Genomic DNA, 22,107 nt, shown 5'->3' on the forward strand with positions numbered 1-22,107 from the left:
GCACACGCACAGTCGCCTCGGGCGGTTCGACGTTCGGTCAGAGGCCGATGTCGAACCGCCCGAGCGTTCTGATCACCGCTGCCATCTGGCCGTAGGCTCCGGTGGCGAGATTTTCCAGCAGCGCCAACTTGACCTCCGGTGCGTCGCGTGTGAGCGCCCGGAAGTGCGCCGCCGACACCACCACGAGATCGACAGGTGTGTCGGCGACCATGTCGAGCAGGAACGGTACCGACATCAGCAGAGGCATCTCACCGAAGCTCATCCCGGGGGAGAGTGTGGTGATACGGTGCTTGCCACCGTCGGCGGCGACGGCCGTGGACGTCACCTCACCACGCAGCATCAGGAACAGGCCCGCAGCCGCATCTCCCTGGCGAACGATCACATCTCCGCGCGCGTAGTGCCGCTTCTCCAGATACGGAGTCACCGCCTCGAACTGCGCGGCGGACAGCCCGGCCAGCAACGGATGCTCGGCCGTGGTGACCACGGTCGGTTGTCGCACACCCGCGCAATGACGATCGAGCAACAGATTCTCGGCCCACTGGATGGCCGCACCCAGGCTCGAGTAGGTTCGGCCCGCGGGGTCCGCCGGGTCGAGACTCGACGTCGTGTGACCCATGATCGCCCTGGGATCCACCAGACCCACCACACAGCCGTGCTCCGCGAGATCCTGACGTAGATCCTCGAACATCGTCCGGGCGATGTCACTGACCTCGTCGACGCCGCGCACATCGATGACGAGGGCATCGAGTTCCCGATCGAGGTCGCCGATCTCACGGACGGCAGTCTCGGCACCGGAGAACAATAGATCCCCGTGCAGTTCGTACACGCGGGCGCGATCGCCCACGGCAGCCAAGGTGGCCTGTTCCACCTCCGATCGCCGTTTGCGTGAGGGTGCCTCGGTGACCACGTATCGGCGCCGTATCGAGGATTTCGCCGCTCGGGTGACGTGCAGGAAGTGCAGTTCGAGCCGTGTCGAGAGTTCTCGGCAGGCGGCGACTCCGCGCACGCTGTTCCCGTGCGAGTCGAGCCGCGGAGAGTAGACGGCGATGCCCATCTGCCCCGGAAGTACCGCCAGGATCCCGCCTCCCACCCCACTCTTGGCCGGCAGGCCGACCCTCGCGACCCAGTCGCCTGCGCCGTCGTACATCCCACACGTGGTCATGACCGACAGCACTCTTTCGACCAGGGCAGGTGCCAATGCGCGTTCACGCGTGCGTGGATTGACGCCGTTGTTGGCCATGGTTGCCGCCATCATGGCGAGGTCCGCGGCGGTGACGTCGATCGAGCACTGGCGGAAGTACAGATCGACAGCGGCGTCGGGATCGTGGTCGATGATGTCGAACGAACGGAGCATGTACCCGATTGCGCGGTTGCGATTGCCGGTGCGGGCCTCCGACCGGTAGACGGCGTCGTTGAACGTCAGAGACCGTCCCGCATACCGCGAGTACGAGGCTCGAATGCGCTCGAATCGATCCTCGGCACTTCGCCCGACGATCAGCGACGCCGATGTGATGGCACCGGCGTTGATCATCGGGTTGCGTGGTCGCTCGGTGACGGGGTCGAGGCTGATCTCGTTGAACGGTTCACCGGACGGCTCGACGTCGATCTTGCTCGCCACGACGTCCAGGCCCCGGTCGGCCAACGCCAACGCGTAGGTGAACGGCTTGGAGATCGATTGGATCGTGAAAGGGAGTCGAGTGTCGCCGACCTCGTAGACGTAACCGTCCGTGGTCGTCAGCGCGATACCGAACCCGTCCGGCGTGACGGCAGCGAGCTCGGGAATGTAGTCCGCCACCTGCCCGGACGTATCGTCGCGACACAGTTCGTGAACTCGGCGCAGGATGGCATCGACCACGTTGCTCATAGGCCACACTGTATGTGTGATGTCCGTTTCGTCACTGCCCAGGTTAGGGGCGGCTGACCCAGGGCATCTCGACGTTCGACGGTACTGTCGGCGTCACGATGCTGGGCGGAGCAGCAGTGCTCGATAACTCCGTAGACTGAAATTTCCATTGTGTTTTCCGGCCGGAGGGAGCGATCTCGTTGGGTGTCCTAGCTCGAATTCAGACGCCCGAGGACTTGCGCGACCTCGGCAGTGCGGAGCTGGCCGAAGTGGCCCGCGAGATCCGTGCGTTCCTCGTCGAGAAGGTGTCCGCTACCGGCGGCCACCTCGGTCCCAATCTCGGTGTGGTGGAACTGACACTGGCGATTCATCGCATCTTCGACTCCCCGCGTGATCCCGTCATCTTCGACACCGGTCATCAGGCATACGTGCACAAGATGCTGACCGGGCGCACCGGTCTGTTCGACACGCTTCGTAAGCAGGGCGGCCTGTCGGGCTACCCGTCACGGGTCGAGAGCGAACACGACTGGGTCGAGTCCTCGCACGCGTCGGCCTCTCTCTCCTACGCCGACGGACTGGCCAAAGCGTTCGCTCTGAAGGGCGAGACCGACCGGCACGTCGTCGCCGTGGTCGGCGACGGTGCGCTCACCGGCGGAATGTGTTGGGAGGCCCTCAACAACATCGCCGCAGGCCGCGACCGATCCCTGGTGATCGTCGTCAACGACAACGGTCGCTCCTATGCCCCGACCATCGGGGGCCTGGCCGATCATCTGGCGGCCCTACGGCTCCAGCCCGGGTACGAGAAGGTGCTGGACAACGGTCGTCGTATCGTTCGTCGCATTCCGATCGTCGGGCCCACGGCCTACGCGATGTTGCACGGCATGAAGGCCGGGGTGAAGGACGCCATCAGCCCGCAGGTGATGTTCACCGATCTCGGCATCAAATACCTGGGTCCTGTCGACGGCCACGACCAGCACGCGATGGAATCGGCTCTGCGCCGAGCCAAGGCGTACGGCGGTCCGGTCATCGTCCACGCGGTGACGCGTAAAGGCATGGGCTACGTTCACGCCGAGAACGACGTCGCAGACCAGATGCACGCCACCGGGATCATCGATCCGTTGACCGGACAGGCGCGATCCAAGTCGGCACCGGACTGGACCTCGGTGTTCTCGGCGGCATTGATCGAGCAGGGCGAGCAGAACGAGGACGTCGTGGCGATCACCGCAGCGATGGCCGCGCCCACCGGTCTCGCCGCGTTCGGAGTTCGCTTCCCCGATCGATTGTTCGACGTCGGAATCGCCGAGCAGCACGCGATGACGTCGGCTGCCGGGCTGGCACTGGGCGGCATGCATCCGGTGGTCGCGATCTACTCCACCTTCCTCAATCGAGCGTTCGACCAGTTGCTGATGGACGTGGCGCTGCTCGGACTGCCGGTCACCGTGGTGCTGGACCGCGCCGGTGTCACCGGGGCCGACGGTGCCAGCCACAACGGCATGTGGGACATGTCTCTGCTCGGCATCGTTCCCGGCATGAAGGTAGCGGCACCGCGCGATGCCGAGACTCTGCGAGAAGAGTTGGCCGAGGCGATCGCCACGTCCGACGGACCCACCGCCCTGCGCTTTCCGAAGGGCGCAGTGACCGAGACCGTGCCGGCAGTACGCAGACTGGACGGAATCGTCGACGTACTGACCGAACCGTCCGGTGCCACGGGCGATGTGCTGATCGTGGCCGTCGGAGTGTTCGGTCCGTTGGCCGTGCACGCCGCGGACAAACTCCGACAGGACGGCATCTCGGCGGCCGTGGTCGACCCGAGATGGGTGCTGCCCATCCCGCAGGCGCTGCTGAAATTGGCGGAGGACTACCGGATGGTGGTCACCCTCGAAGACAGTGGCCTGCACGGCGGTATCGGTTCGACCCTGTCCGCGGCTCTTCGTGCGGCAGGCGTCGACACCCCGTGTCGCGATCTCGGTGTGCCACAACGATTCCTGGACCATGCATCGCGCGAGCAGCTCCACCACGAACTCGGTCTCACCTGCGGGGACGTCGTGCAGCGGGTTTCGCACTGGGTCAAGAGCCTCTGACGCAGGCTTTCCGCCGGACGTCGACGCCGTAGAACGCGCGGCGTCCGGCCGCCGCGCCCGCGACTGCCATCGGTACCGTCATCACGAGTAGGAAGAGCACCGACGGTTCCCACCGTTGCGTTGCCGAGTGACGATAATTTTCTTTGCGAATATGTGACCTGTGTGACTGGTGTGTCGTTGCTGGACAAACCGGGACGACTGGCATGTTTTGTCCATGACCCTCGTCTTCGACGGTAGAACCGACGTCTCGGACAGCCGAATCGATCCGGCTCTCGGCGACGGTGACTCCGACTGGGCTGCCGTCGAACCCGTGGATTGCACTCCTGCTCTGGATTCCCGGAACGACGGGGTGGAGCGACGGCATTCGCGGTGGTTCGTGGCGATGTCGGCAGTGATCGGTGTGGTGGCATTCGCTGCTCACGATCGTTTGCTGTCGTTCGACTCGTTGTACGGATTGTTCGGCAACGGTGTCGACGCTCTCGTCTACCGGCACGGCGGCGCAACCGTGCTCAGTGGCGAAGGGCTGTACTCGTTCTCGTTGTTCGGCACGCTGCCGTTCACGTATCCGCCGTTCGCCGCGGTGCTGTTCGCGCCTCTGGGCTTGCTGTCCGATACCGCCACCGGATTGCTTCTGAACATATCCAACGTCGTGTTGCTCTACGGAGTGGTCTATCTCAGCTGGCGTCGACTCGGTTACGAGAACAGCACGCGGACCAAGGTGGTGAGTGTGGCTCTTGCAGTGGGCTGCTCGTGGCTCGAGCCGGTGCGCATGTCGCTGTGGTTGGGCCAGATCAATCTGCTGTTGCTCGCCTTGGTGCTGTGGGATCTCGGTCGGCCCGAGGGCAGTAGGTTCCGAGGGTTCGGTGTCGGAATTGCGGCCGGTCTGAAGCTGACCCCGGGCCTGTTCGTCGTCATGTCGATCGTGCAGAAGCAGTGGCGAACGGCATGGACCGCGGCCGTCACCGGTCTTGTCACGGTGCTGATCGGGTTCGTGGTCGTGTTTTCCGACGCGTGGCGCTATTGGACCTCCGCGATCCTCGCTTCGGACCGGGTGGGGTCGACCACGTCTCCCGCGAATCAGTCGGTTCGGGGGATGGTGGCGCGGGCGTGGGGAACCGAGCATCCGCCTGTGTTGGTGTGGTTGCCGGTGGCGGTGGTTGTCCTTGCCGCAGGCATGTGGGTGTCGTATCGAGCTCACCGGGCGGGTAGAACACTGCTGGCGATGACGCTGTGCGGTCTCACGGCCCCGATGGTTTCGCCGTTCTCCTGGGGCCATCACTGGGTGTGGTGCGTTCCGTTGCTGGTGATCGGACTCGACGCGTGTTCGCGGTCGAGCACACGACACCGCATCCTCCGTGTTCTCGGAGTGCTCGCCGCGACTGCGCCTTTCGTGGCCTGGTATCGCACTCAGGCCGATGTGGTGGTGATCGGCACGTTCATGCAGTCCGTATCGCCGATTCTCGACGGAGGACTGCGGAACGCGTATTGCGTTGTCTACGTGATCGTTCTGGCGGTAGCGGCGACAGGATTGCGCAAGGACTCGACGATCCGTTACGTCCCGGCGGCCAATTCTTCGATCTGAACGCGATCTATCAGATGGGCCAGGGCGAAGGGGTCGTGTGCGAACATCCGCTCCACACTTGCTTTGTCGGTGCCTTCGACGATCATCGTGGCACCACTGTGATCGGCGAGCGGGCTCGACGATCGGAGGATCTTGCGGCGCTCGAGTTCTCGCAACCAGGCGCGGTGATCGGTGCGGTGATCGTCACGGCCCGAGGAGGTCTCGGGGGTGTACGCGTATTCGACGACGAACATCGGCATGTCAGATCTCCATGTCCTCGAGCTCCATTCCTTTGGTTTCCTTGATCTTGTACTTGACGAAGAAGAAGGACACGATCGCGAAGAACGCAAAGAACGAATAGATGAATCCGAGTCCGATGGTGTCGGACAACGGCGGAAACGCGAGTGTGATGGCGAAGTTGGCAATCCAGTTCGCGGCAGTACTGATACCGAGTGCGACTGCTCGCATTCGGTTGGGGAACATCTCTCCGAGCATCACCCACATGATCGGGCCCCAGGTTGCGGCGAAGAACACGACGAAAAGGTTGGCACCGACGAGAGCCACAGGGCCCCAGGGCGACGGCAATTCGAGTTGGTCCCCGCTACCCACTGCCTGGCTGAACGAGACGGCCGCGAGTACGAGGCCGACGAACATTCCGATCGAGCCGATCATGAGCAGATTTCGTCGGCCGAATCGGTCGACGAACAAGATGGCGACGAATGTCATCGTGACATTGATGACCGAAGTGATGACCGAGGTGACGAACGATTGATTCTCGCTGAAGCCGACGGACTTCCACAGAGTCGTCGAATAGTAAAAGATCGCGTTGATTCCGACGAACTGCTGCAGGATCGCCATGGTGATACCGACCCAGACGATCGGGTGCAGCCCGAACTTCGGTCCACGGATATCGGCGAAGGATGATTTCGATTCCCGACGCAAGGTCAGTCGGATCTGTTTCACCCTCTCGTTCGGGTTCACCTCCCCGGTGATGTCTCCCAGAATGCGGGCCGCTTCCTCGTCGAGATGTTTTCCGACGAGGTATCGGGGCGACTCGGGAATCAGCGTGGCGAGAAAGCCGTAGACGAGTGCCGGTGCGACGCCGACGAGGAACATCCATCGCCAGGCCTCGAGTCCGAACCACAGGTCGTTCGACGGCCCACCTGCCGCGTTCTGCAGCACCGCGTCCGACAGCAGAGCAGCGAAGATTCCGATGGTGATGGCCAGCTGCTGCAGCGAGGCCAATCCACCTCGATAGCGGGCCGGGGCTATCTCCGAGATGTATGCGGGCGCAATCACCGATGCGATGCCGATGCCCAGGCCGCCGAGTACACGCCAGAGCATGAGATCCGGGACGCTGAACGCGAATCCGGATCCCACCGACGAGATGGTGAACAGTGCGGAACCGAGCAGCATCACCTTCTTTCGGCCCCAGCTGTCGGCGAGCCGGCCGGCGAACCAGGCACCGACCGCACAACCGAGAAGTGCGATGGCCACTGCGAAGCCGGTGACGAACGACGACAGTGCGAAGTTCTCCTGGATGGAGTCCACCGCGCCGTTGACGACGGACGAATCGAACCCGAACAGGAAGCCGCCGACAGCGGCGGCAATCGTGACTCCGATGACTTTGGCAGTGTGCCGATCGGTGGATTGCGTCATCACGTGACCCAGCTTTCGAGGTGAACCAGCATCCTTGGTGGTCGATCGCCATCATCGTCCTCGCACCGACGGAATGGGAGCGAAATCGACTCGATATTCGTGGCGTACAGGAATCGGCTCACCGAAAAAGGTGAATTGTCCGATATTCCGTCTGTCGAACTCGAAGTTGTGGACGGAAAACTGCCGAAAGTCGTCCACAGCTTCGAGTTCGGCGGCAGGTGGCTAGCGCGCCTGGGCGGCCGACCATTGATCGAAGGTCTGGAGACCGTGATCCGACTCGGTCGTGGTGACCAGCGTTCCGTCTCGCATCGCGCGACCGTACGCGCCGGGGATCGGGACCTCGAGCACCAGGCCGCGAGCACCGATGGCCCGTGCGTAGCGCCTCACCATCTCGGCCATGCGTTCCTCACGTGGTCCACCGAGATCGGCGACCCGACCTGCCGGGGACCGCTCCGCGAGGTCGATCAGTCGTTCGGCGACCTCGCGGGCCGCGATCGGTTGCGAGACCATTTTCGGGATGATGCTCACCGGACCGAACGACGCCTGCGCGCGGATCTGGCCGGCGAACTCGTGGAACTGAGTGGCTCGAAGAATTGTCCAGGGCACTGCTCCAGCACGAACGAGGCTCTCCTGCTCCACCTTTCCGGCGTAGTAGCCGTGCGGTGCCTCGTCTATTCCGACGATCGACAGCGCCAGGTGATGGCCGACACAGGCCGCGCTCTCCGCCTCGAGCAGGTTTCGCGTGACGGCGGCGAAGAACGCCGTCGACTCTTTCGCCGAGACCGTCCGCGTCGACGCGACGTCCACGACCGCCTCGACTCCGGACATGGCGTCGGACAGTCCTGCCCCGGTGACGAGATCCACACCCGCAGATCGCGACAGAACGACCACGTCGTGGCCGCGTTCACGCGCAACCTCGACCACGTGCACTCCGACTGTTCCGGTTCCCCCGGCTACGGCTAGCTTCATCGCGTATCCACCTGTTTCTCGAGAGTTGATCGGACCGCGTGTGGCGGGCCTCTACTCTCTGACGACACAGCCGCGACGAATGTATGGCGTGCATCAGACCCAACGCCGGAGTTTGTCCGGATTGAGCACGATCCAGACGCTCGAGACCACGCCGTCGGCGACGTCGAACCCGATGACGCCGAACACCGCGCTGCCGCGCCGCATCACGATGCCCGACAGGCCGTTGACGGGTTCGATGGACCACTCGAGGTCGGTCGACTTGGCGGTGATGCCGCGAACGAACCGAGCGACTCGATCGGATCCGAGGACGGCGTTGCGGGCCGCGGAGACGTGGCCGCCGCCGTCACTGACGAGGGCGACGTCGGGCGCGAGCACCGAGACGAGGGATGCGAGATCTCCGCCCGCCGAGGCCGACGCGAAAGCCCGCACGACGCGGTCGTGGTCGATGGGGTCGGCGACGGAGCGGTGACGGGAATGCACGTGAGCTCGTGCGGCAGAGGCGAGTTGGCGGCAGGCGGCCGGTGATCGATCCAGGACGGTGGCGATCTCGTCGAACGGGACGGCGAACGCGTCGTGCAGTACGAAGGCGACTCGCTGCGCCGGACCGAGCGACTCGAGCACGACGAGCAGCGCGAGGGTCACCGAATCCTGTTGCACTACTCGGTCGGCCGGGTCCATCGTGGCCGCGTCGCAGGAATCGGCGCCGGGGACCGGTTCCGGCAACCACTGACCGACGTAGTTCTCGCGTCGAGCGCGAGCAGAACTCAGTACGTCGAGGCAGATGCGACCTACCACTCGGGTGAGCCACGCCGCCGGGACGTCGATGGCGTCACGTTCGGCGTCGGTGAGTCGGTACCAGCGAACGAGAGCCTCGGAGGCGGCGTCTTCGGCGTCGCTGTAGGAACCCAGCATGCGGTAGCCGATTCCGATCAACCGACTGCGTTCGCTGTTCATCGGGTCAGACCTTATCTCGACACGAAAAAGCCGAGTTCGAGGTCATGGACGAAAATCCGGAGAAATCCGTCCACGACCTCGAACTCGGCGGGCAGTGCTAGACGCTGGCTACGCCCGGAGCGAGGAAGCGCTGACCGGTGGCGGCCTCGGAGGCCCCACTACGGTCCAGGTACGGAGTGATGCCGCCGTTCCAGAAGCCGAAGCCGCCGCCGAGCAGCAGGCAGAGGTCGATGTCCTCGGCTGCTGCCACAACACCCTCGTCGAGCATGATCTTGATCTCGTCGGCGATCGCGTTGCGGGTGCGCTCGAGCACCTGCTCGGCGGTCGACGGCGAATCGCCCTGCGGCCACAGTGCGGCGACCTCGGGATCGACGACCTGGCCCTCGGGTCCGTAGGTCCACACACCCGGCTTCTTCGCCTCGACGAGTGCGCGGAATCCGGCGGAGTCCTTGAATCGCTCCGGGTATGCCTCGGCGAGGGTTTCGGCGGTGTGCAGTGCCACGGCCGGTCCGACGAGTGCCAGCAACGTGAGCGGGCTCATCGGCATGCCGAGTTCGCCCACAGCGCCGTCGGCGACATCGAACGGGGTGCCCTCGTCGATGGCGCTGATGATCTCGTTCGACGCGCGAGTGACGAGACGGTTGAAGACGAATCCGGGGAGATCCGCCGACAGTACGGCCGACTTCTTGAGGGTCTTGGCCGTTGCGAATGCCGTTGCGAGAGTGGCATCGTCGGTCTTCTCACCCTTGACGACCTCGAGCAGTGGCAGCACTGCGACCGGGTTGAAGAAGTGGAAGCCCACGACGCGCTCGGGGTGTTTCAGGTCGGCCGCCATCTTCGTGATCGACAACGACGACGTATTGGTCGCGAGAATCGTGTCGGCAGAGACGAACTCCTCGACTTCGGCAAACACCTTTTTCTTCACGTCCAGGTTCTCGAACACGGCCTCGATGACGAAATCCGTCTTCGCGAACGCGGACTTGTTGATCGAGCCGGACACCAACGCCTTCAACCGATTTGCGGCATCGGGGGACAGGCGCTTCTTGCCGAGCAGCTTGTCGATCTCGCCGTGGACGTAGCCGACGCCCTTGTCGATGCGCTCCTGATCGATGTCGGTGAGGATCACCGGCACCTTCAGCTGCCGAACGAACAGCAGTGCGAGCTGGCTGGCCATCAGGCCGGCACCGACGATGCCGACGCCGGAGATCTTGCGCGCCAACGACTTGTCGGGTGCACCGGCGGGACGCTTGGCGCGCTTCTGCACCAGATCGAAGGCGTACAGCCCGGCGCGAAGCTCGTCCTTGACCAACAACGTGGACAGGGCCTCGTCCTCGGCCGCGAAGGCCTTGTCGAGTGAGGCCGAGTCGGTGATGTCGGTGCTCTTGGCGAGCTCGAGCAGCTCCACCGCGGCGACGGGGCCGGGGGCGAAGTTGTTGGTCTTGCCCGCGACGATGCCCTTGGCGCGGGCGATGGCGTCGTCCCAGGCCTGCCCGCGGTCGATCTCGGGTCGGGCAGGGGTGATCTCGCCCTTGACGACCTGAGCAGCCCACGCGAGGGACTGCTCGAGGAAGTCGGCTCCGCCGAAGAGCGCGTCGGCAATACCGAGGTCGAGTGCCTGCTGCGGCTTGAGGACGCGGTTCTGGTTCAGTGCGTTCTCGATGACGACGGTGACGGCGTTGGAGGCTCCGATGATGTTGGGCAGCAACTGAGTTCCACCCCATCCCGGCACCAGGCCGAGGAAAGCCTCGGGAAGACCGAGTGCGGCAGCGTTCTCCGCGACGGTCCGGTAGTGCGAGTGCAGTCCCACTTCGAGGCCACCACCGAGTGCGGCACCGTTGATGAAGGCGAACGTCGGAACGGTCGACTCGCGCAGGCGTCGGAAGACCTTGTGACCGAGCTGCCCGATCTGCAGCGCCTCGTCCTTGGTCTTGATGTTCGGCACACCGTTGAGGTCGGCACCGACGGCGAAGATGAACGGCTTACCGGTGACGGCGATGGCCACCGGGTTCGCCGCGAATGCCTCGTCGAGGGCGGCGTCGAACTTGGCCAGTCCACCGGGACCGAAGGTCGACGGCTTGGTGTGATCGAAGCCGTTGTCCAAGGTCACCAGGGCGATAGAGCCGTCGAGCCCCGGTACGGAGACAAGCTTCGTGAACGCGTTCGTGACTACCTCGTCGCTGAACGCTGTGGTGATGTCGCTCATGCCTTCGCTCCTGAATAGTCAGCGTGGTTGGGGTTCTCCCAGATGACGGTGCCGCCCATGCCGAGACCGATGCACATGGTCGTCAAGCCGTAGCGGACGTCGGGCTGCTGAGCGAACTGGCGGCTCAGCTGCGTCATCAGGCGAACACCCGAGGATGCGAGGGGGTGGCCACACGCGATGGCGCCGCCCCACTGGTTGACGCGCGGATCGTCGTCGGCGATGCCGTAGTGCTCGAGGAACGCGAGGACCTGGATGGCAAAGGCCTCGTTGATCTCGAACAGGCCGATGTCGTCGATGCTCAATCCGGTTCGGCCGAGCAACTTCTCGGTCGCGGGGACCGGTCCGATGCCCATGACGGCGGGATCGACGCCGGCGAAGCTGAAGCCGACCATGCGCATACCGATGTTCAGGCCGAGTTCGTGCGCGGTGTCCTCGCCGGCCAGGATCGCGGCGGTGGCACCGTCGTTGAGTCCTGCGGCGTTGCCTGCGGTGACGCGACCGGCGGGACGGAACGGCGTCTTGAGCTTGGCGAGATCTTCGACGGTGGTGCCGGGGCGAGGCGGCTCGTCCTCGGTGGCCAGGCCCCATCCTGCGGCGGATTTGGTGGCGACGGGCACAAGGGTGTCGGCGATGAAGCCGGCCTTCTTGGCGGCGTCGTACTTGTTCTGGCTGGCGACGGCGTACGCGTCGGTGCGGTCCTTGGTGATGCTCGGGAACCGGTCGTGCAGATTCTCGGCGGTGTTGCCCATCACCAGCGCGCTGGGATCGACGAGCTTGTCGGCGAGGAAACGCGGGTTGGGGTCTACGCCTTCACCCATCGGGTGGCGGCCCATGTGCTCGACGCCACCGGCGATCACCACGTCGTACTGGCCGAAGCCGATGCCCGACCCGGTGGTGGTCACCGAGGTCATCGCGCCTGCGCACATGCGGTCGATCGCGAATCCGGGGACGCTGCGGGGGAGGCCGGCGAGCAGTGCGGACGTACGGCCGATGGTCAGGCCCTGGTCACCGGTCTGCGTGGTCGCGGCGATCGCGACCTCGTCGATGCGCTCGGGAGGGAGGTTGGGGTTCTTGCGAAGGAGTTCGCGGATTGCCTTGACGACGAGGTCGTCTGCGCGAGTGTCGGCGTACATGCCCTTGGGGCCTGCTTTGCCGAACGGGGTACGGATGCCGTCGACGAAGACAACATTCCTCTGTGAGCTGGTGGACGCGGGTACAGACACGCTTTTCGATCCTCCCGACAGATGCGGACGACTCGCCCGGGTGCCCGGACGCGACCCCTACTGTAGCGGGTATTACCCGTCGGTAACTTGGGAAGGGTGCAGTGCCTTCGTCAGTACCGGCACCACCAGGGTTCGCTGCCAGGGCCGGGCCCCGCCGTCGGCCAGTCGGGCCTCGATCAGCTCGGCCGGGTCGACGTCGGGATCGACCGGACTCTGCCAATCCCACACCAGGCGGCGCAGCAGATCCGGCATCAACAGATTCTCGACCGGCACCGACACCGATTCGCTGAGCTCGGTCATCGCCGCTCGTACCTCGGCGAGTCGCGCTGCTGCATCGGGATCGCGGCGAGCCCACCGATTGACCGGGGGTGGACCGTCGAAAGACGCTGCCATCGAGGGCAGTTCGGATGTCGGGAGCGCCCGCGCACGGGTCAGGGCCGAGGCCCACAATCGGGACGATCTGCGCTGACGTGGACCGCCGAAGACCGGTAGCTGCTCGAGCTCGCGCGCGGATTTCGGGTCCGCCGTTGCGGCCGCCACGATGGCCGAGTCGGGCAACACCCGGCTCGGTGCCACGTCACGCTTGGCCGCCAGTTCGTCTCGGGTGCTCCACAATTCGCGAACGGCAGCAAGAGTGCGGGGAGATTTGATCGCATGGATCCCCGATGTCCGACGCCACCTGTCGGTCTTGGGTTTGGGTGGCCCGAGGGTGAGGATGTGGGCGAATTCCTGTGCGGCCCATTCGGTTTTGCCCTGCTGTTCGAGCTCTTCGGCCATTGCGTCGCGCAGCTCGAGCAGAACCTCGACGTCGAGTGCTGCGTAGTTGAGCCAGGTGTCGGGTAGCGGCCGGGTGGACCAATCGGCCGCTCCGTGGCCTTTCTGCAAGGCCAGTCCGAGGGTGCGTTCGACGATGGCTCCGAGCCCCACTCGATCGAATCCGGCGAGGCGGCCTGCGAGTTCGGTGTCGTAGAGCGTGGCGGGTACCAGGCCGAGCTCGGCGAGTCCCGGCAGGTCCTGATCTGCGGAGTGCAGTACCCACTCGAGCGGGTTGATCACCTCGGCGAGCGGAGCGAGGTCGCCGGTGACCGGGATCGGATCGAGCAGAACCGTGCCTGCGCCGCGGCGACGGAACTGCAGGAGGTAGGCGCGCTGGGAGTAGCGGAAGCCCGACGCACGTTCGGCGTCGACGGCGAGGGGGCCGTGACCCGATGCGAGAAGGGCGGCAGCCGCGCGCACGGCGTCGGGCGTGTCGACCACGTCGGGTACGCCGTCAGCCGGGGCCAGTAGCGGAACGGCGACAGGCTCGTTCGCCTCGTCGTCCGGCGTGGTCTCGGGAGAACTCTCGGCTGACATGAGATGTGACTCTAAGCCCTGCGGGTGGAAGGACCGCCCACTATGTCCGGCTGGAACTGCGCTGGCCGAGGGTGGTGATGCCCGCGGGCGGCAAACCGGCGGCGTAGGCGAGCACCTCGCAGAACGCCTCGACGTGCGTCGAGAGGTCCTCGGACGTGGCCGTCCACGAGGCGCGTAGTTCGAGCTGGTGGGCCTTGGGTGGCCCGGCGATGTCGCCGTAGCGCACCGAGCTGGTCGAGGTGACCGTGCCGCCCAGTGCGTTGAGCGGTTCCGACCGCGACTCCAGTGCGTCGACCAGCCAACTCCAACCGACCTCGGGGAGCAGGGGATCGTCGGCGAGGGATTCGTCGACGTCCGCCTGGATGTACGCGACCAATCGGAGGGTGCCGTTCCATGCCTCGGCACCGTCGGGGTCGTACAGCAGGATCAGGCGGCCGAAGGCGTCGCCGTCACTCTGCTCGTCGACCTGGTCGGAATCGGGATGCTTGACCTCGGCACCGATCGCGTAGCTGTAGGGAGCGAGACGCTGCGGCGGCCGGATCGGACCGATTTCGATCGCCGGGTGTACCTGAGCCCGATGCATCGCGTCGATGGCGGCGCGGAACGGCGCAGGTTCGGCGGTGGATTGGGATTCGGTCACGTCACCGGACGTTAGACGCGTCACGTTGCCCGGAGGCGGAGGCGCGCCGAGTCGTGATGGAACCGACGTGGGTGTGTCGCCCTTGGTGGTAGAAGCAATTCTCCCGCGTGGCAGCATGGAAGACGATGAACGCCGAACCGCACGCCACAGCCCCCGCCCGTCGAGAACTCCCGGACGCGCCGTTCCTGGCCGCGATCGCGGGTCGAGCTCCCTCGCGTCGGCCGGTGTGGTTCATGCGCCAGGCCGGTAGGTCGCTGCCCGAGTACCGCAAGATTCGCGCCGGCATCGGCATGTTGGATTCGTGCTTCCGACCCGACCTCGTGGCCGAGATCACCCTGCAACCTGTTCGTCGGCACGACGTGGACGCGGCAATCCTGTTCTCGGACATCGTCGTTCCGCTCAAGGCCGCCGGTATCGATCTCGACATCGTCGCAGGCACCGGACCGGTCGTCGCGCAGCCGGTGCGGTCGGCTGCCGATGTCGCCGCACTGCCGATCCTGACCGCCGATCAGGTGGAGCCGGTGGCCGATGCGGTGCGGATCCTCACCCGTGAACTGGCCGGTACGCCGCTCATCGGTTTCGCGGGCGCACCGTTCACCCTCGCGTCGTATCTGGTCGAGGGTGGCCCGAGCCGCAATCACGAAAAGACCAAGGCGCTCATGCGGTCCGATCCGGCGACCTGGCACGCCCTGCTCGACGCACTGGCCACCACGACGATCACCTTCCTGCAGGCTCAGCTCGCCGCAGGCGTCGACGCAGTGCAGGTGTTCGACTCCTGGGCGGGTGCGCTTTCGCTCGCCGACTACCGCGAGTACGTGCTGCCGCATTCGACGCGCGTGTTCGACGCCGTGTCCTCGGCCGGTGTACCCAAGATCCACTTCGGCGTCGGAACCGGCGAGTTGCTCGGGGCGATGGGTGAGGCCGGTGCCGACGTGGTCGGTGTCGACTGGCGAATCCCACTCGACGACGCCGTGCATCGCGTGGGCGGCGGCAAGGTGCTGCAGGGAAATCTCGATCCCGCGGTGCTGTTCGCGGGCTGGGATGCGGTCGAGGCAGAGGTTCGACGCATCACCGCCGAGGCGGATCGCGCGCTGGCGGCCGGTGCTCGCGGACATGTGTTCAACCTCGGGCACGGAGTGCTCCCCGATACCGATCCGGAGATTCTGACCCGGGTGGTCTCGCTGGTGCATTCGTTGTGACGGTTCGGCGGTACGCCGTGGTCGGCGGCGGAATCTCCGGCCTCGTCGCGGCGTATCGCCTTCGGCAGTCCTGCGGGTCGGGTGCCGAGATCACTGTCGTCGAGGCGTCGTCGCGTCTCGGCGGCACGCTGCGCACCACCGCGGTCGGCGCGGACTCGCTCGACGTCGGTGCGGAGGCATTCATCGGTCGACGTCCCGAAGTGCCCGCTCTGCTCGCCGAGCTCGGTCTGTCGGATCAGCTGGTCTACCCGGCGCCGGTCCGTCCGCTCGTCTATTCCGGCGGTCGAACTCACGCGCTCCCGGTCGGCACTCTGATGGGCATCCCGTCGTCCGCCGATTCGGTACGGGATCTGGTGGACCCCGAGGACCTGCACCTCATCGAGACCGAGACCTCTCGGCCCTTCGCCTGGACCGCGGGTTCGGACGTCAGTGTGGCGGATCTCGTGGGCACCAGGTTCGGCTCCCAGGTGGTCAGCCGTTCGGTCGATCCGCTGCTCGGCGGCGTGTACTCCGGTTCGTCGAGCTCGATCGGCATCCGTGCGGCACTGCCCACGTTGGCTGCCGCGTTGGACGGTGGAGCAGCCAACCTGACCGAGGCAGTGCTGGCAGCGCTGCCAACCCCGTCGCCGGGGCCGGTGTTCGGCGGGCTGCGCGACGGTTACGCGGTGTTGCTCGATGCCCTCGTCGCTGCAACCGATGCCCGGACGGTGGTCGGTGCAGGCGTCGGTGAGATCCGCCGCGAGTCCGGCGGATGGTTCGTCGAAGGAGTCGGACGCGTCGACGGCGTGGTGCTGGCGGTCCCTGCGCCGATTCTCGGTCGGCTCATCGCCGAGGTGGCGCCCGCGGCGTCGCAGGCCGCGCGGAACATCGATCTCGCGTCCTCTGTTGTCGTCGCGCTCGCTTTTCCCAAGACGACCGAGCTGCCGCAGAATTCGGGAATCCTGGTGGCCACCGACGCGGGCTTGGATGTGAAGGCATTCACCCTGTCGAGCCGCAAGTGGCCGCATCTGGAGGAGCGTGACGCGGTACTGCTGCGGGCCTCGCTCGGCCGCTTCGGTGATACGACGGCGTCGGACCGATCCGACGCGGAGTCGATCCAGATCGCGCTCGCGGATCTCGCGACGGTGGCGAACATCGACGCGCAGCCGCTCGCTGCGACCGTGCAGCGCTGGCCGGGAGGCCTACCGCAGTACGCGCCGGGGCACCTCGATCGCGTCGCCGCCATCGATGCAGGAGTCGCCGACCTACCCGGTCTCGAGGTCACCGGGGCCTGGCAGCGCGGTGTGGGGGTGCCCGCGTGTATTGCGTCCGCCACCACCGCTGCCGCCCGTCTGATCGAAGTGGCACGATAGGGCCATGGCACGCCTCGATTACTCAGCGCTCAACTCGACTCTTCGCTACTTGATGTTCTCGGTCTACAAGGTCACGCCCGGCGTTCTCGGCGAGGATCGGGCCGCGGCTGCCAAGGAAGCGAAGGTGTTCTTCGAAGGTCGTGAAGACAAGGGTGTCGCGGTGCGCGGGGTGTACGACATCGCCGGTATGCGCGCCGACGCCGACTTCATGGTGTGGACGCACGCCGAGCGCATCGAGGATCTCCAGGCGACGTACTCCGATTTCCGTCGCACCACCGCACTGGGCAAGGCGAGTACTCCGGTGTGGAGCAACACCGCGTTGCACCGCCCGGCCGAATTCAACAAGAGCCACGTTCCGGCGTTCATCGCCGGCGAGGATCCGGGCGCGTACATCTGCGTCTACCCGTTCGTCCGCTCGATCGATTGGTACCTGCTGCCCGACGACGAGCGTCGCACGATGCTCGCCGATCACGGCAAGGCCGCACGCGACTACAAGGACGTGCGTGCGAACACCGTGCCGTCGTTCGCACTCGGCGACTACGAGTGGATCCTGGCCTTCGAAGCTCCCGAACTCGATCGCATCGTGGACCTGATGCGTGACCTGCGGGCCACCGAGGCGAGGCGACACGTGCGCGAGGAGACCCCGTTCTTCACCGGCCCTCGGGTCGAGGTGGACGCGCTCGTCGAATCCCTGCCGTGACGACGACGGGCGCACCCGCGATCGAGGCCGTTCTGTTCGACTTCTCGGGCACGTTGTTCAGGCTCGAGGAACATCCCTCCTGGTTCGACGGGATCCACGACGCCAACGGCACCCCCGTCGACGGTGCGGGAGCGGCGGAACTGATGCGCCGTATGACGGCACCGGTGGGGGAGACGGTCGAGTTCGACGATGCGACGCGTCATGCGTGGCGAAACCGAGACCTCGACCCGGCCCTGCACCGGCAGGCCTATTTTCATGTGCTCGCGCAGTCCGGTGTCACCGATCCGGTGCACGCAGAATCCGTCTACGGTCGCGTGATCGACGCAGATTCTTGGACGCCGTACCCGGATACCGAAGGAGTGCTGAAAAAGCTTGCTGCCGAATCGATTCGGATCGGCGTCCTGAGCAACATCGCATTCGACATCCGTCCCGCGTTCGTCGATCGCGGTCTCGACAGGTTCGTCGACGAATTCGTGCTTTCGTTCGAGGTCGGTCACGTCAAGCCGCAGCCCGAGATCTTCCGGCACGCAGTGACGGCGTTGGGTGTGGACCCCGCGGTGACGCTGATGGTGGGCGACAGTGACGAGGCCGACGGTGCGGCACGAGAGATCGGATGCCACTTCGCTCTCGTCGATCCGGTGCCGACGTCGCAGCGCCCCGATGCACTACTGAAGGCGCTGCGCGAGTTCGGAATTCGATGACCGGGGTGGTTCGATGACTGGCGTGGCCGGCGTCCAGCACATGGGCCACTGGGGAATGTTTCGCGCCGAGTCGGACGGACGTGACGTCACCGCAATCCATCCCCAGGTGACCGACAGCAACCCTTCTCCGGTGTTGGGCAACCTCGTCGGGTCGGTGACCCATCGATCGCGCGTCACCTCCCCGGCGGTGCGCCGGGGCTGGCTCGAGCACGGGCCGGGGCCGACCGACACCCGTGGCAGTGACGAGTTCGTCGACGTCTCGTGGGACGAGCTCACCGATCTGCTGGCAGCCGAATTACGCAGGGTCGTCGACGCATTCGGCAACAAGGCCATCTACGGCGGGTCGTACGGGTGGGCGAGTGCCGGACGCTTCCATCACGCGCAGAGTCAGGTGCATCGCTTTCTCAACTGCATCGGCGGTTACACGCGATCGGTCCACAGCTACTCACTGGGCGCGACCGGGGTCATCATGCCGCACGTCCTCGGTGCGCATTGGAAGATGTTCTCGCGCTCCACCTCCTGGAAAGTGATCGCCGCCCACACCGAGTTGTTGGTGGCGTTCGGCGGAGTTCCGGTGAAGAACACCGGCATCAATCACGGCGGTACGTCGGATCATCCGACCGTCGATTCGCTCGACGCGATGCGCGCCCGCGGTGGGCAGATCGTCACCGTGAGTCCGCTCCGCAACGACATGAACGGCGACGCGCGCTGGATCGCCCCGCGGCCCGGTACCGACGTGGCGATGATGCTGGCTCTGGCTCACGTGCTCGCCGACGAAAAGCTGCACGACACAAAGTTTCTGGAGAAGTACTGCCAGGGCTACCCCGAGTTCGAGCGATATCTGCTCGGCATCACGGACGGAATTCCCAAGACACCGCAGTGGGCGTCGGCGATCTGCGGCGTCGAGGCCGCCCTGATCGCGGAACTTGCCCGGGAGATGGCGTCGAAACGCACGATGGTGACGGTCACCTGGTCACTGCAGAGGACGCGACACGGTGAGCAGGCCCCGTGGATGGGCGTGACACTCGCGGCGATGCTGGGCCGGATCGGCGTTCCGGGTGGGGGATTCGGGCACGGCTACGGGTCGATGAACGAGCCGGGTCTGGCACCGGTTCCGTATCCGTTGCCGACCTTGCCGCAGGGTGTCAATCCCGTTCCCGACCTGATTCCGGTCGCCGCGGTCTCGGACATGCTGCTGAATCCCGGTGCCGAATTCGACTACGACGGTAGGCGATTGACCTATCCCGATATCAAGATCGTCTATTGGGCCGGCGGAAATCCGTTCCACCACCACCAGGATCTGGGGCGGCTGCGTCGCGCTCTCGGTAGGCCCGACACCGTCGTTGTGCACGACCCGTATTGGACACCGATGGCCAAGCACGCCGACGTCGTCGTCCCGTCGACGACGTCGTTGGAACGATCGGATCTGAGCTGCACACGCAACGATCCCTTGCTCGTCGCGATGGAGCCGGCCGCCCCGCGGTACGCGGACTCCCGCGACGACTACGACACGTTCGCGGAGTTGGCTACGAAACTCGGTGTGGGGCAACAGTTCACCGAGGGGCGTAGCTCGCAACAGTGGCTCGAGCATCTGTACGAGCAGTGGCGCGGATATCTGCGCGCCGGGGGCGTCGATACTCCGGAGTACGACAATTTCCGTCGCGAGGGTTCGTTTCGGATGAAGACCGAGGACGATCTGACGTTCTTCGAGGATTTTCGACGCGACCCGGTGGGCAACGCGCTGCGCACCCCCAGTGGAAAGATCGAGATCTTCTCGGCGACCGTGGCGGGGTTCGACTACGAGGACTGCCGTGGGCATCCGATGTGGTTCGAGCCGCAGGAATGGCTCGGTGGACCCCGGGCGCAGCAGTTCCCGTTGCATCTGATCGCCAACCAGCCGCGCACCAGGCTGCACAGTCAGCTCGATCACGGTGCGGTGAGCCGTAACTCGAAGATCGAGGGTAGAGAGCCGATAAGAATGCACTCGTCGGCGGCCGGGGCCAGGGGAGTGTCGGACGGCGACGTCGTACGGGTGTACAACGACCGCGGCTCGTGCCTGGCCGGTGTGGTTGTCGACGACGCGATGCTGGAATCGGTCGTACAGTTGTCCACCGGGGCGTGGTACGACCCGCTCGATCCGGCAGATCCCGATTCGATGTGCGTGCACGGCAGCGTGAACGTGCTCACCGCGGACGAGGGCTCGTCGGCGCTCGCGCGCGGCTGCACCGGCCAGCACGTGCTGGTGGAGATCGAACGCTACGACGAGCCGTTGCCGCCGATCACCGCGTTCGATCCACCTGCTCGGTCCGGGGTCAGAACACGACCCGAGAGATGATCTCGGCGACCAGCGCCGGCTTGTCCTCGCCCTCGATCTGCAACGTTCCTGCCGTCACCATCTGTAACGCCCCGCCCGATACCTCTTCGACGGAGACGAGGGTGGTCTGCAGGCGCACGTGCGCACCCACCTTCACCGGGTTGATGAAGCGAACCTTGTTGGAGCCGTAGTTGATTCCGAGCTTGGTGTTCTCGATGGTGTAGATCTGCCAGTTGAGCATCGATACCAGGGACAGGCTCAGAAATCCGTGGGCGATGGGTGCGCCGAACGGGCTCTCCTTCTTCGCCCGCTCGACGTCGACGTGGATCCACTGGTGATCGCCCGTGGCGTCGGCGAAGGTGTTGACCCGTTCCTGGGTGATCTGCAGCCAGTCACTGGTGCCGAGGTCTTCCCCGACGGCTGCTTTGATCTGCTCTGGTGAGGTGAAAGTGCGCATACTCACAGTATGCACCGTCGTAGTAGGACGCTCGAAGGTGAGCGAGCGCGGCGCGCGATGTTCGGCTTCGTTGTCGGTCTGCTGAATTCAGGCCGTACAGCGCGTCGCGAAGGGAAAAGCGGCAATCAGATTGTCCTGGATTTCCGTCAGATTCGGGACCGGTCGATACTCGCTCCGAAGCTGCGCGATCTTGTCGTGATCGCGCGCGAGGTCCGACGAATGCTGAACCGCTTCTCGGCCGAAAACTGAGTAGTAGTCGTCGAATTTGTATCCGTTGCCGCCGATATCCTGCGTCAGCTCTATCCACGCATTGGGGATGCCGAAGGAGTCAGCGACGATCAAGCCGTGCAGACTCGTCGACATCACGAAGTCACATGCGGTGATGTCGGCGATGACCTTGGCCGGCTTTCGGGACGGGTCGATCAACGACACGTTCTTTTCTCGCGCAAGCGCAAGCACTACGGGATCCTTCTTGTGCACCCAGTGGTAGACGAGACCGATTCGTCCAGGTACCCGCGGGGAGCGTGAATAGACCCTGTTCGCCAACAGCCCGGGGTCCCCGACCGCGACCTTGCGCTCGGACTTGATGCGATTCGATGACAGATGCCCGCGCACAGCGTAGAAGTCGAAGTCGGGGTAGCTGAAGTCTTTTTCGTGGGCAGTCTCGCTGAGCATGAATCCCGAACCCCAGACCTTGAGATCCTTCCGCGCCTGCATGAGCTGGACCATTTCGAGAGTGGAACCTGCTCCGATCATGTCGCTTCGCTTCGCACGACGCCAGGAACATTTCTGCCCGAACAGTGATTTCACCAGTTCGGGCGGGGTAAGTCCCGTGGGGTGGTGGACATTCGGTGAGGCGGCGTAGCCGCAGCTCGGGCGTGTCGTACCCGTGTTGTGG

The 22,107-nt window shown here is 65.2% G+C and carries 18 protein-coding genes; 7 read left to right on the forward strand and 11 right to left on the reverse strand.

What is annotated here, in order from left to right:
* Positions 1-37: 37 nt before the first annotated feature.
* The gene (gene glsA, locus R3P93_RS04145) at positions 38-1,864 is read right to left on the reverse strand and encodes a glutaminase A (protein ID WP_317532451.1); all 1,827 of its coding nucleotides are present in this window, start codon (positions 1,862-1,864) and stop codon (positions 38-40) included.
* A gap of 179 nt (positions 1,865-2,043) precedes the next feature.
* On the opposite strand from glsA, the gene dxs reads away from it, so the two are divergent.
* Both dxs and R3P93_RS04155 read left to right on the forward strand, forming a co-directional pair.
* Entirely contained in the window at positions 2,044-3,924 is a 1,881-nt protein-coding gene (dxs, locus tag R3P93_RS04150) for a 1-deoxy-D-xylulose-5-phosphate synthase (RefSeq protein ID WP_317532452.1), read from the forward strand.
* A gap of 214 nt (positions 3,925-4,138) precedes the next feature.
* On the forward strand, positions 4,139-5,506 hold the full coding sequence (locus R3P93_RS04155; RefSeq protein ID WP_317532453.1) for a glycosyltransferase 87 family protein: 1,368 nt from the start codon (positions 4,139-4,141) through the stop codon (positions 5,504-5,506).
* Here R3P93_RS04155 and R3P93_RS04160 read toward each other — a convergent pair.
* From R3P93_RS04160 to R3P93_RS04195, 8 genes are all read right to left on the reverse strand, one after another.
* Positions 5,476-5,745: a YciI family protein gene (locus R3P93_RS04160; RefSeq protein ID WP_094642003.1), complete on the reverse strand. Its 270-nt coding sequence runs from the start codon at positions 5,743-5,745 to the stop codon at positions 5,476-5,478. The genes R3P93_RS04155 and R3P93_RS04160 overlap by 31 nt on opposite strands.
* Before the next feature lies 1 nt (position 5,746).
* The gene (locus R3P93_RS04165; RefSeq protein ID WP_094642001.1) at positions 5,747-7,144 is read right to left on the reverse strand and encodes a sugar porter family MFS transporter; all 1,398 of its coding nucleotides are present in this window, start codon (positions 7,142-7,144) and stop codon (positions 5,747-5,749) included.
* 222 nt (positions 7,145-7,366) lie between these two features.
* Positions 7,367-8,113, reverse strand: coding sequence for an SDR family oxidoreductase (locus R3P93_RS04170; protein ID WP_094669055.1), 747 nt, complete (start codon positions 8,111-8,113; stop codon positions 7,367-7,369).
* Between the two features lie 93 nt (positions 8,114-8,206).
* Positions 8,207-9,067: an RNA polymerase sigma factor SigJ gene (sigJ, locus tag R3P93_RS04175; protein WP_317532454.1), complete on the reverse strand. Its 861-nt coding sequence runs from the start codon at positions 9,065-9,067 to the stop codon at positions 8,207-8,209.
* A 97-nt stretch (positions 9,068-9,164) separates the two neighbouring features.
* Positions 9,165-11,270 carry a 3-hydroxyacyl-CoA dehydrogenase NAD-binding domain-containing protein gene (locus R3P93_RS04180; RefSeq protein ID WP_317532455.1) on the reverse strand — a complete coding sequence of 702 codons (2,106 nt, stop codon included), beginning with the start codon at positions 11,268-11,270 and terminating at the stop codon, positions 9,165-9,167.
* A complete protein-coding gene (locus R3P93_RS04185; RefSeq protein ID WP_068050622.1) occupies positions 11,267-12,493 on the reverse strand; it encodes a thiolase family protein in 1,227 nt (408 codons plus the stop codon). Before R3P93_RS04185 ends, R3P93_RS04180 begins: the two co-directional genes overlap by 4 nt.
* Before the next feature lie 72 nt (positions 12,494-12,565).
* Positions 12,566-13,846: a ribonuclease D gene (locus tag R3P93_RS04190; protein ID WP_317532456.1), complete on the reverse strand. Its 1,281-nt coding sequence runs from the start codon at positions 13,844-13,846 to the stop codon at positions 12,566-12,568.
* A 40-nt stretch (positions 13,847-13,886) separates the two neighbouring features.
* Positions 13,887-14,486 carry a DUF3000 domain-containing protein gene (locus tag R3P93_RS04195; protein WP_037189453.1) on the reverse strand — a complete coding sequence of 200 codons (600 nt, stop codon included), beginning with the start codon at positions 14,484-14,486 and terminating at the stop codon, positions 13,887-13,889.
* Between the two features lie 125 nt (positions 14,487-14,611).
* Between R3P93_RS04195 and hemE the strand changes: the two genes are divergently transcribed.
* Genes hemE through R3P93_RS04220 form a run of 5 tightly spaced genes read left to right on the forward strand, consistent with a single transcriptional unit; the run spans position 14,612 to position 20,773 of the window.
* Positions 14,612-15,685: a uroporphyrinogen decarboxylase gene (hemE, locus tag R3P93_RS04200; RefSeq protein WP_317532457.1), complete on the forward strand. Its 1,074-nt coding sequence runs from the start codon at positions 14,612-14,614 to the stop codon at positions 15,683-15,685.
* A complete protein-coding gene (locus R3P93_RS04205; RefSeq protein WP_317532458.1) occupies positions 15,682-17,037 on the forward strand; it encodes a protoporphyrinogen oxidase in 1,356 nt (451 codons plus the stop codon). The genes hemE and R3P93_RS04205 overlap by 4 nt, the downstream gene beginning before the upstream one ends.
* A 4-nt stretch (positions 17,038-17,041) precedes the next feature.
* Positions 17,042-17,737, forward strand: a complete 696-nt coding sequence (hemQ, locus tag R3P93_RS04210; RefSeq protein ID WP_032397941.1) for a hydrogen peroxide-dependent heme synthase — start codon at positions 17,042-17,044, stop codon at positions 17,735-17,737.
* Complete coding sequence (locus R3P93_RS04215; RefSeq protein ID WP_317532459.1) at positions 17,734-18,438, forward strand: HAD family hydrolase; 705 nt, start codon at positions 17,734-17,736, stop codon at positions 18,436-18,438. Before hemQ ends, R3P93_RS04215 begins: the two co-directional genes overlap by 4 nt.
* A 13-nt stretch (positions 18,439-18,451) precedes the next feature.
* Positions 18,452-20,773 carry a molybdopterin-dependent oxidoreductase gene (locus R3P93_RS04220; protein ID WP_317532460.1) on the forward strand — a complete coding sequence of 774 codons (2,322 nt, stop codon included), beginning with the start codon at positions 18,452-18,454 and terminating at the stop codon, positions 20,771-20,773.
* Here the strand turns inward: R3P93_RS04220 and R3P93_RS04225 are convergent.
* The gene (locus R3P93_RS04225; protein ID WP_045195371.1) at positions 20,751-21,209 is read right to left on the reverse strand and encodes a MaoC family dehydratase; all 459 of its coding nucleotides are present in this window, start codon (positions 21,207-21,209) and stop codon (positions 20,751-20,753) included. The genes R3P93_RS04220 and R3P93_RS04225 overlap by 23 nt on opposite strands.
* 87 nt (positions 21,210-21,296) lie before the next feature.
* Positions 21,297-22,107: polysaccharide pyruvyl transferase family protein (locus R3P93_RS04230; RefSeq protein WP_317532461.1), on the reverse strand; the 811-nt coding region annotated here is incomplete at its 5' end.

The organism is Rhodococcus cerastii (assembly GCF_033042195.1).
Classification (GTDB): Bacteria; Actinomycetota; Actinomycetes; order Mycobacteriales; family Mycobacteriaceae; genus Rhodococcoides.

What these genes read in the sequence shown, in the direction of transcription:
- glsA (WP_317532451.1), bottom strand. Translation starts at nt 1,864, where the DNA reads ATGAGCAACGTGGTCGATGCCATCCTGCGCCGAGTTCACGAACTGTGT.
- R3P93_RS04155 (WP_317532453.1), top strand. Translation starts at nt 4,139, where the DNA reads ATGACCCTCGTCTTCGACGGTAGAACCGACGTCTCGGACAGCCGAATC.
- R3P93_RS04160 (WP_094642003.1), bottom strand. Translation starts at nt 5,745, where the DNA reads ATGCCGATGTTCGTCGTCGAATACGCGTACACCCCCGAGACCTCCTCG.
- R3P93_RS04165 (WP_094642001.1), bottom strand. Translation starts at nt 7,144, where the DNA reads ATGACGCAATCCACCGATCGGCACACTGCCAAAGTCATCGGAGTCACG.
- R3P93_RS04170 (WP_094669055.1), bottom strand. Translation starts at nt 8,113, where the DNA reads ATGAAGCTAGCCGTAGCCGGGGGAACCGGAACAGTCGGAGTGCACGTG.
- sigJ (WP_317532454.1), bottom strand. Translation starts at nt 9,067, where the DNA reads ATGAACAGCGAACGCAGTCGGTTGATCGGAATCGGCTACCGCATGCTG.
- R3P93_RS04180 (WP_317532455.1), bottom strand. Translation starts at nt 11,270, where the DNA reads ATGAGCGACATCACCACAGCGTTCAGCGACGAGGTAGTCACGAACGCG.
- R3P93_RS04190 (WP_317532456.1), bottom strand. Translation starts at nt 13,846, where the DNA reads ATGTCAGCCGAGAGTTCTCCCGAGACCACGCCGGACGACGAGGCGAAC.
- hemE (WP_317532457.1), top strand. Translation starts at nt 14,612, where the DNA reads ATGAACGCCGAACCGCACGCCACAGCCCCCGCCCGTCGAGAACTCCCG.
- hemQ (WP_032397941.1), top strand. Translation starts at nt 17,042, where the DNA reads ATGGCACGCCTCGATTACTCAGCGCTCAACTCGACTCTTCGCTACTTG.
- R3P93_RS04220 (WP_317532460.1), top strand. Translation starts at nt 18,452, where the DNA reads ATGACTGGCGTGGCCGGCGTCCAGCACATGGGCCACTGGGGAATGTTT.
- R3P93_RS04225 (WP_045195371.1), bottom strand. Translation starts at nt 21,209, where the DNA reads ATGCGCACTTTCACCTCACCAGAGCAGATCAAAGCAGCCGTCGGGGAA.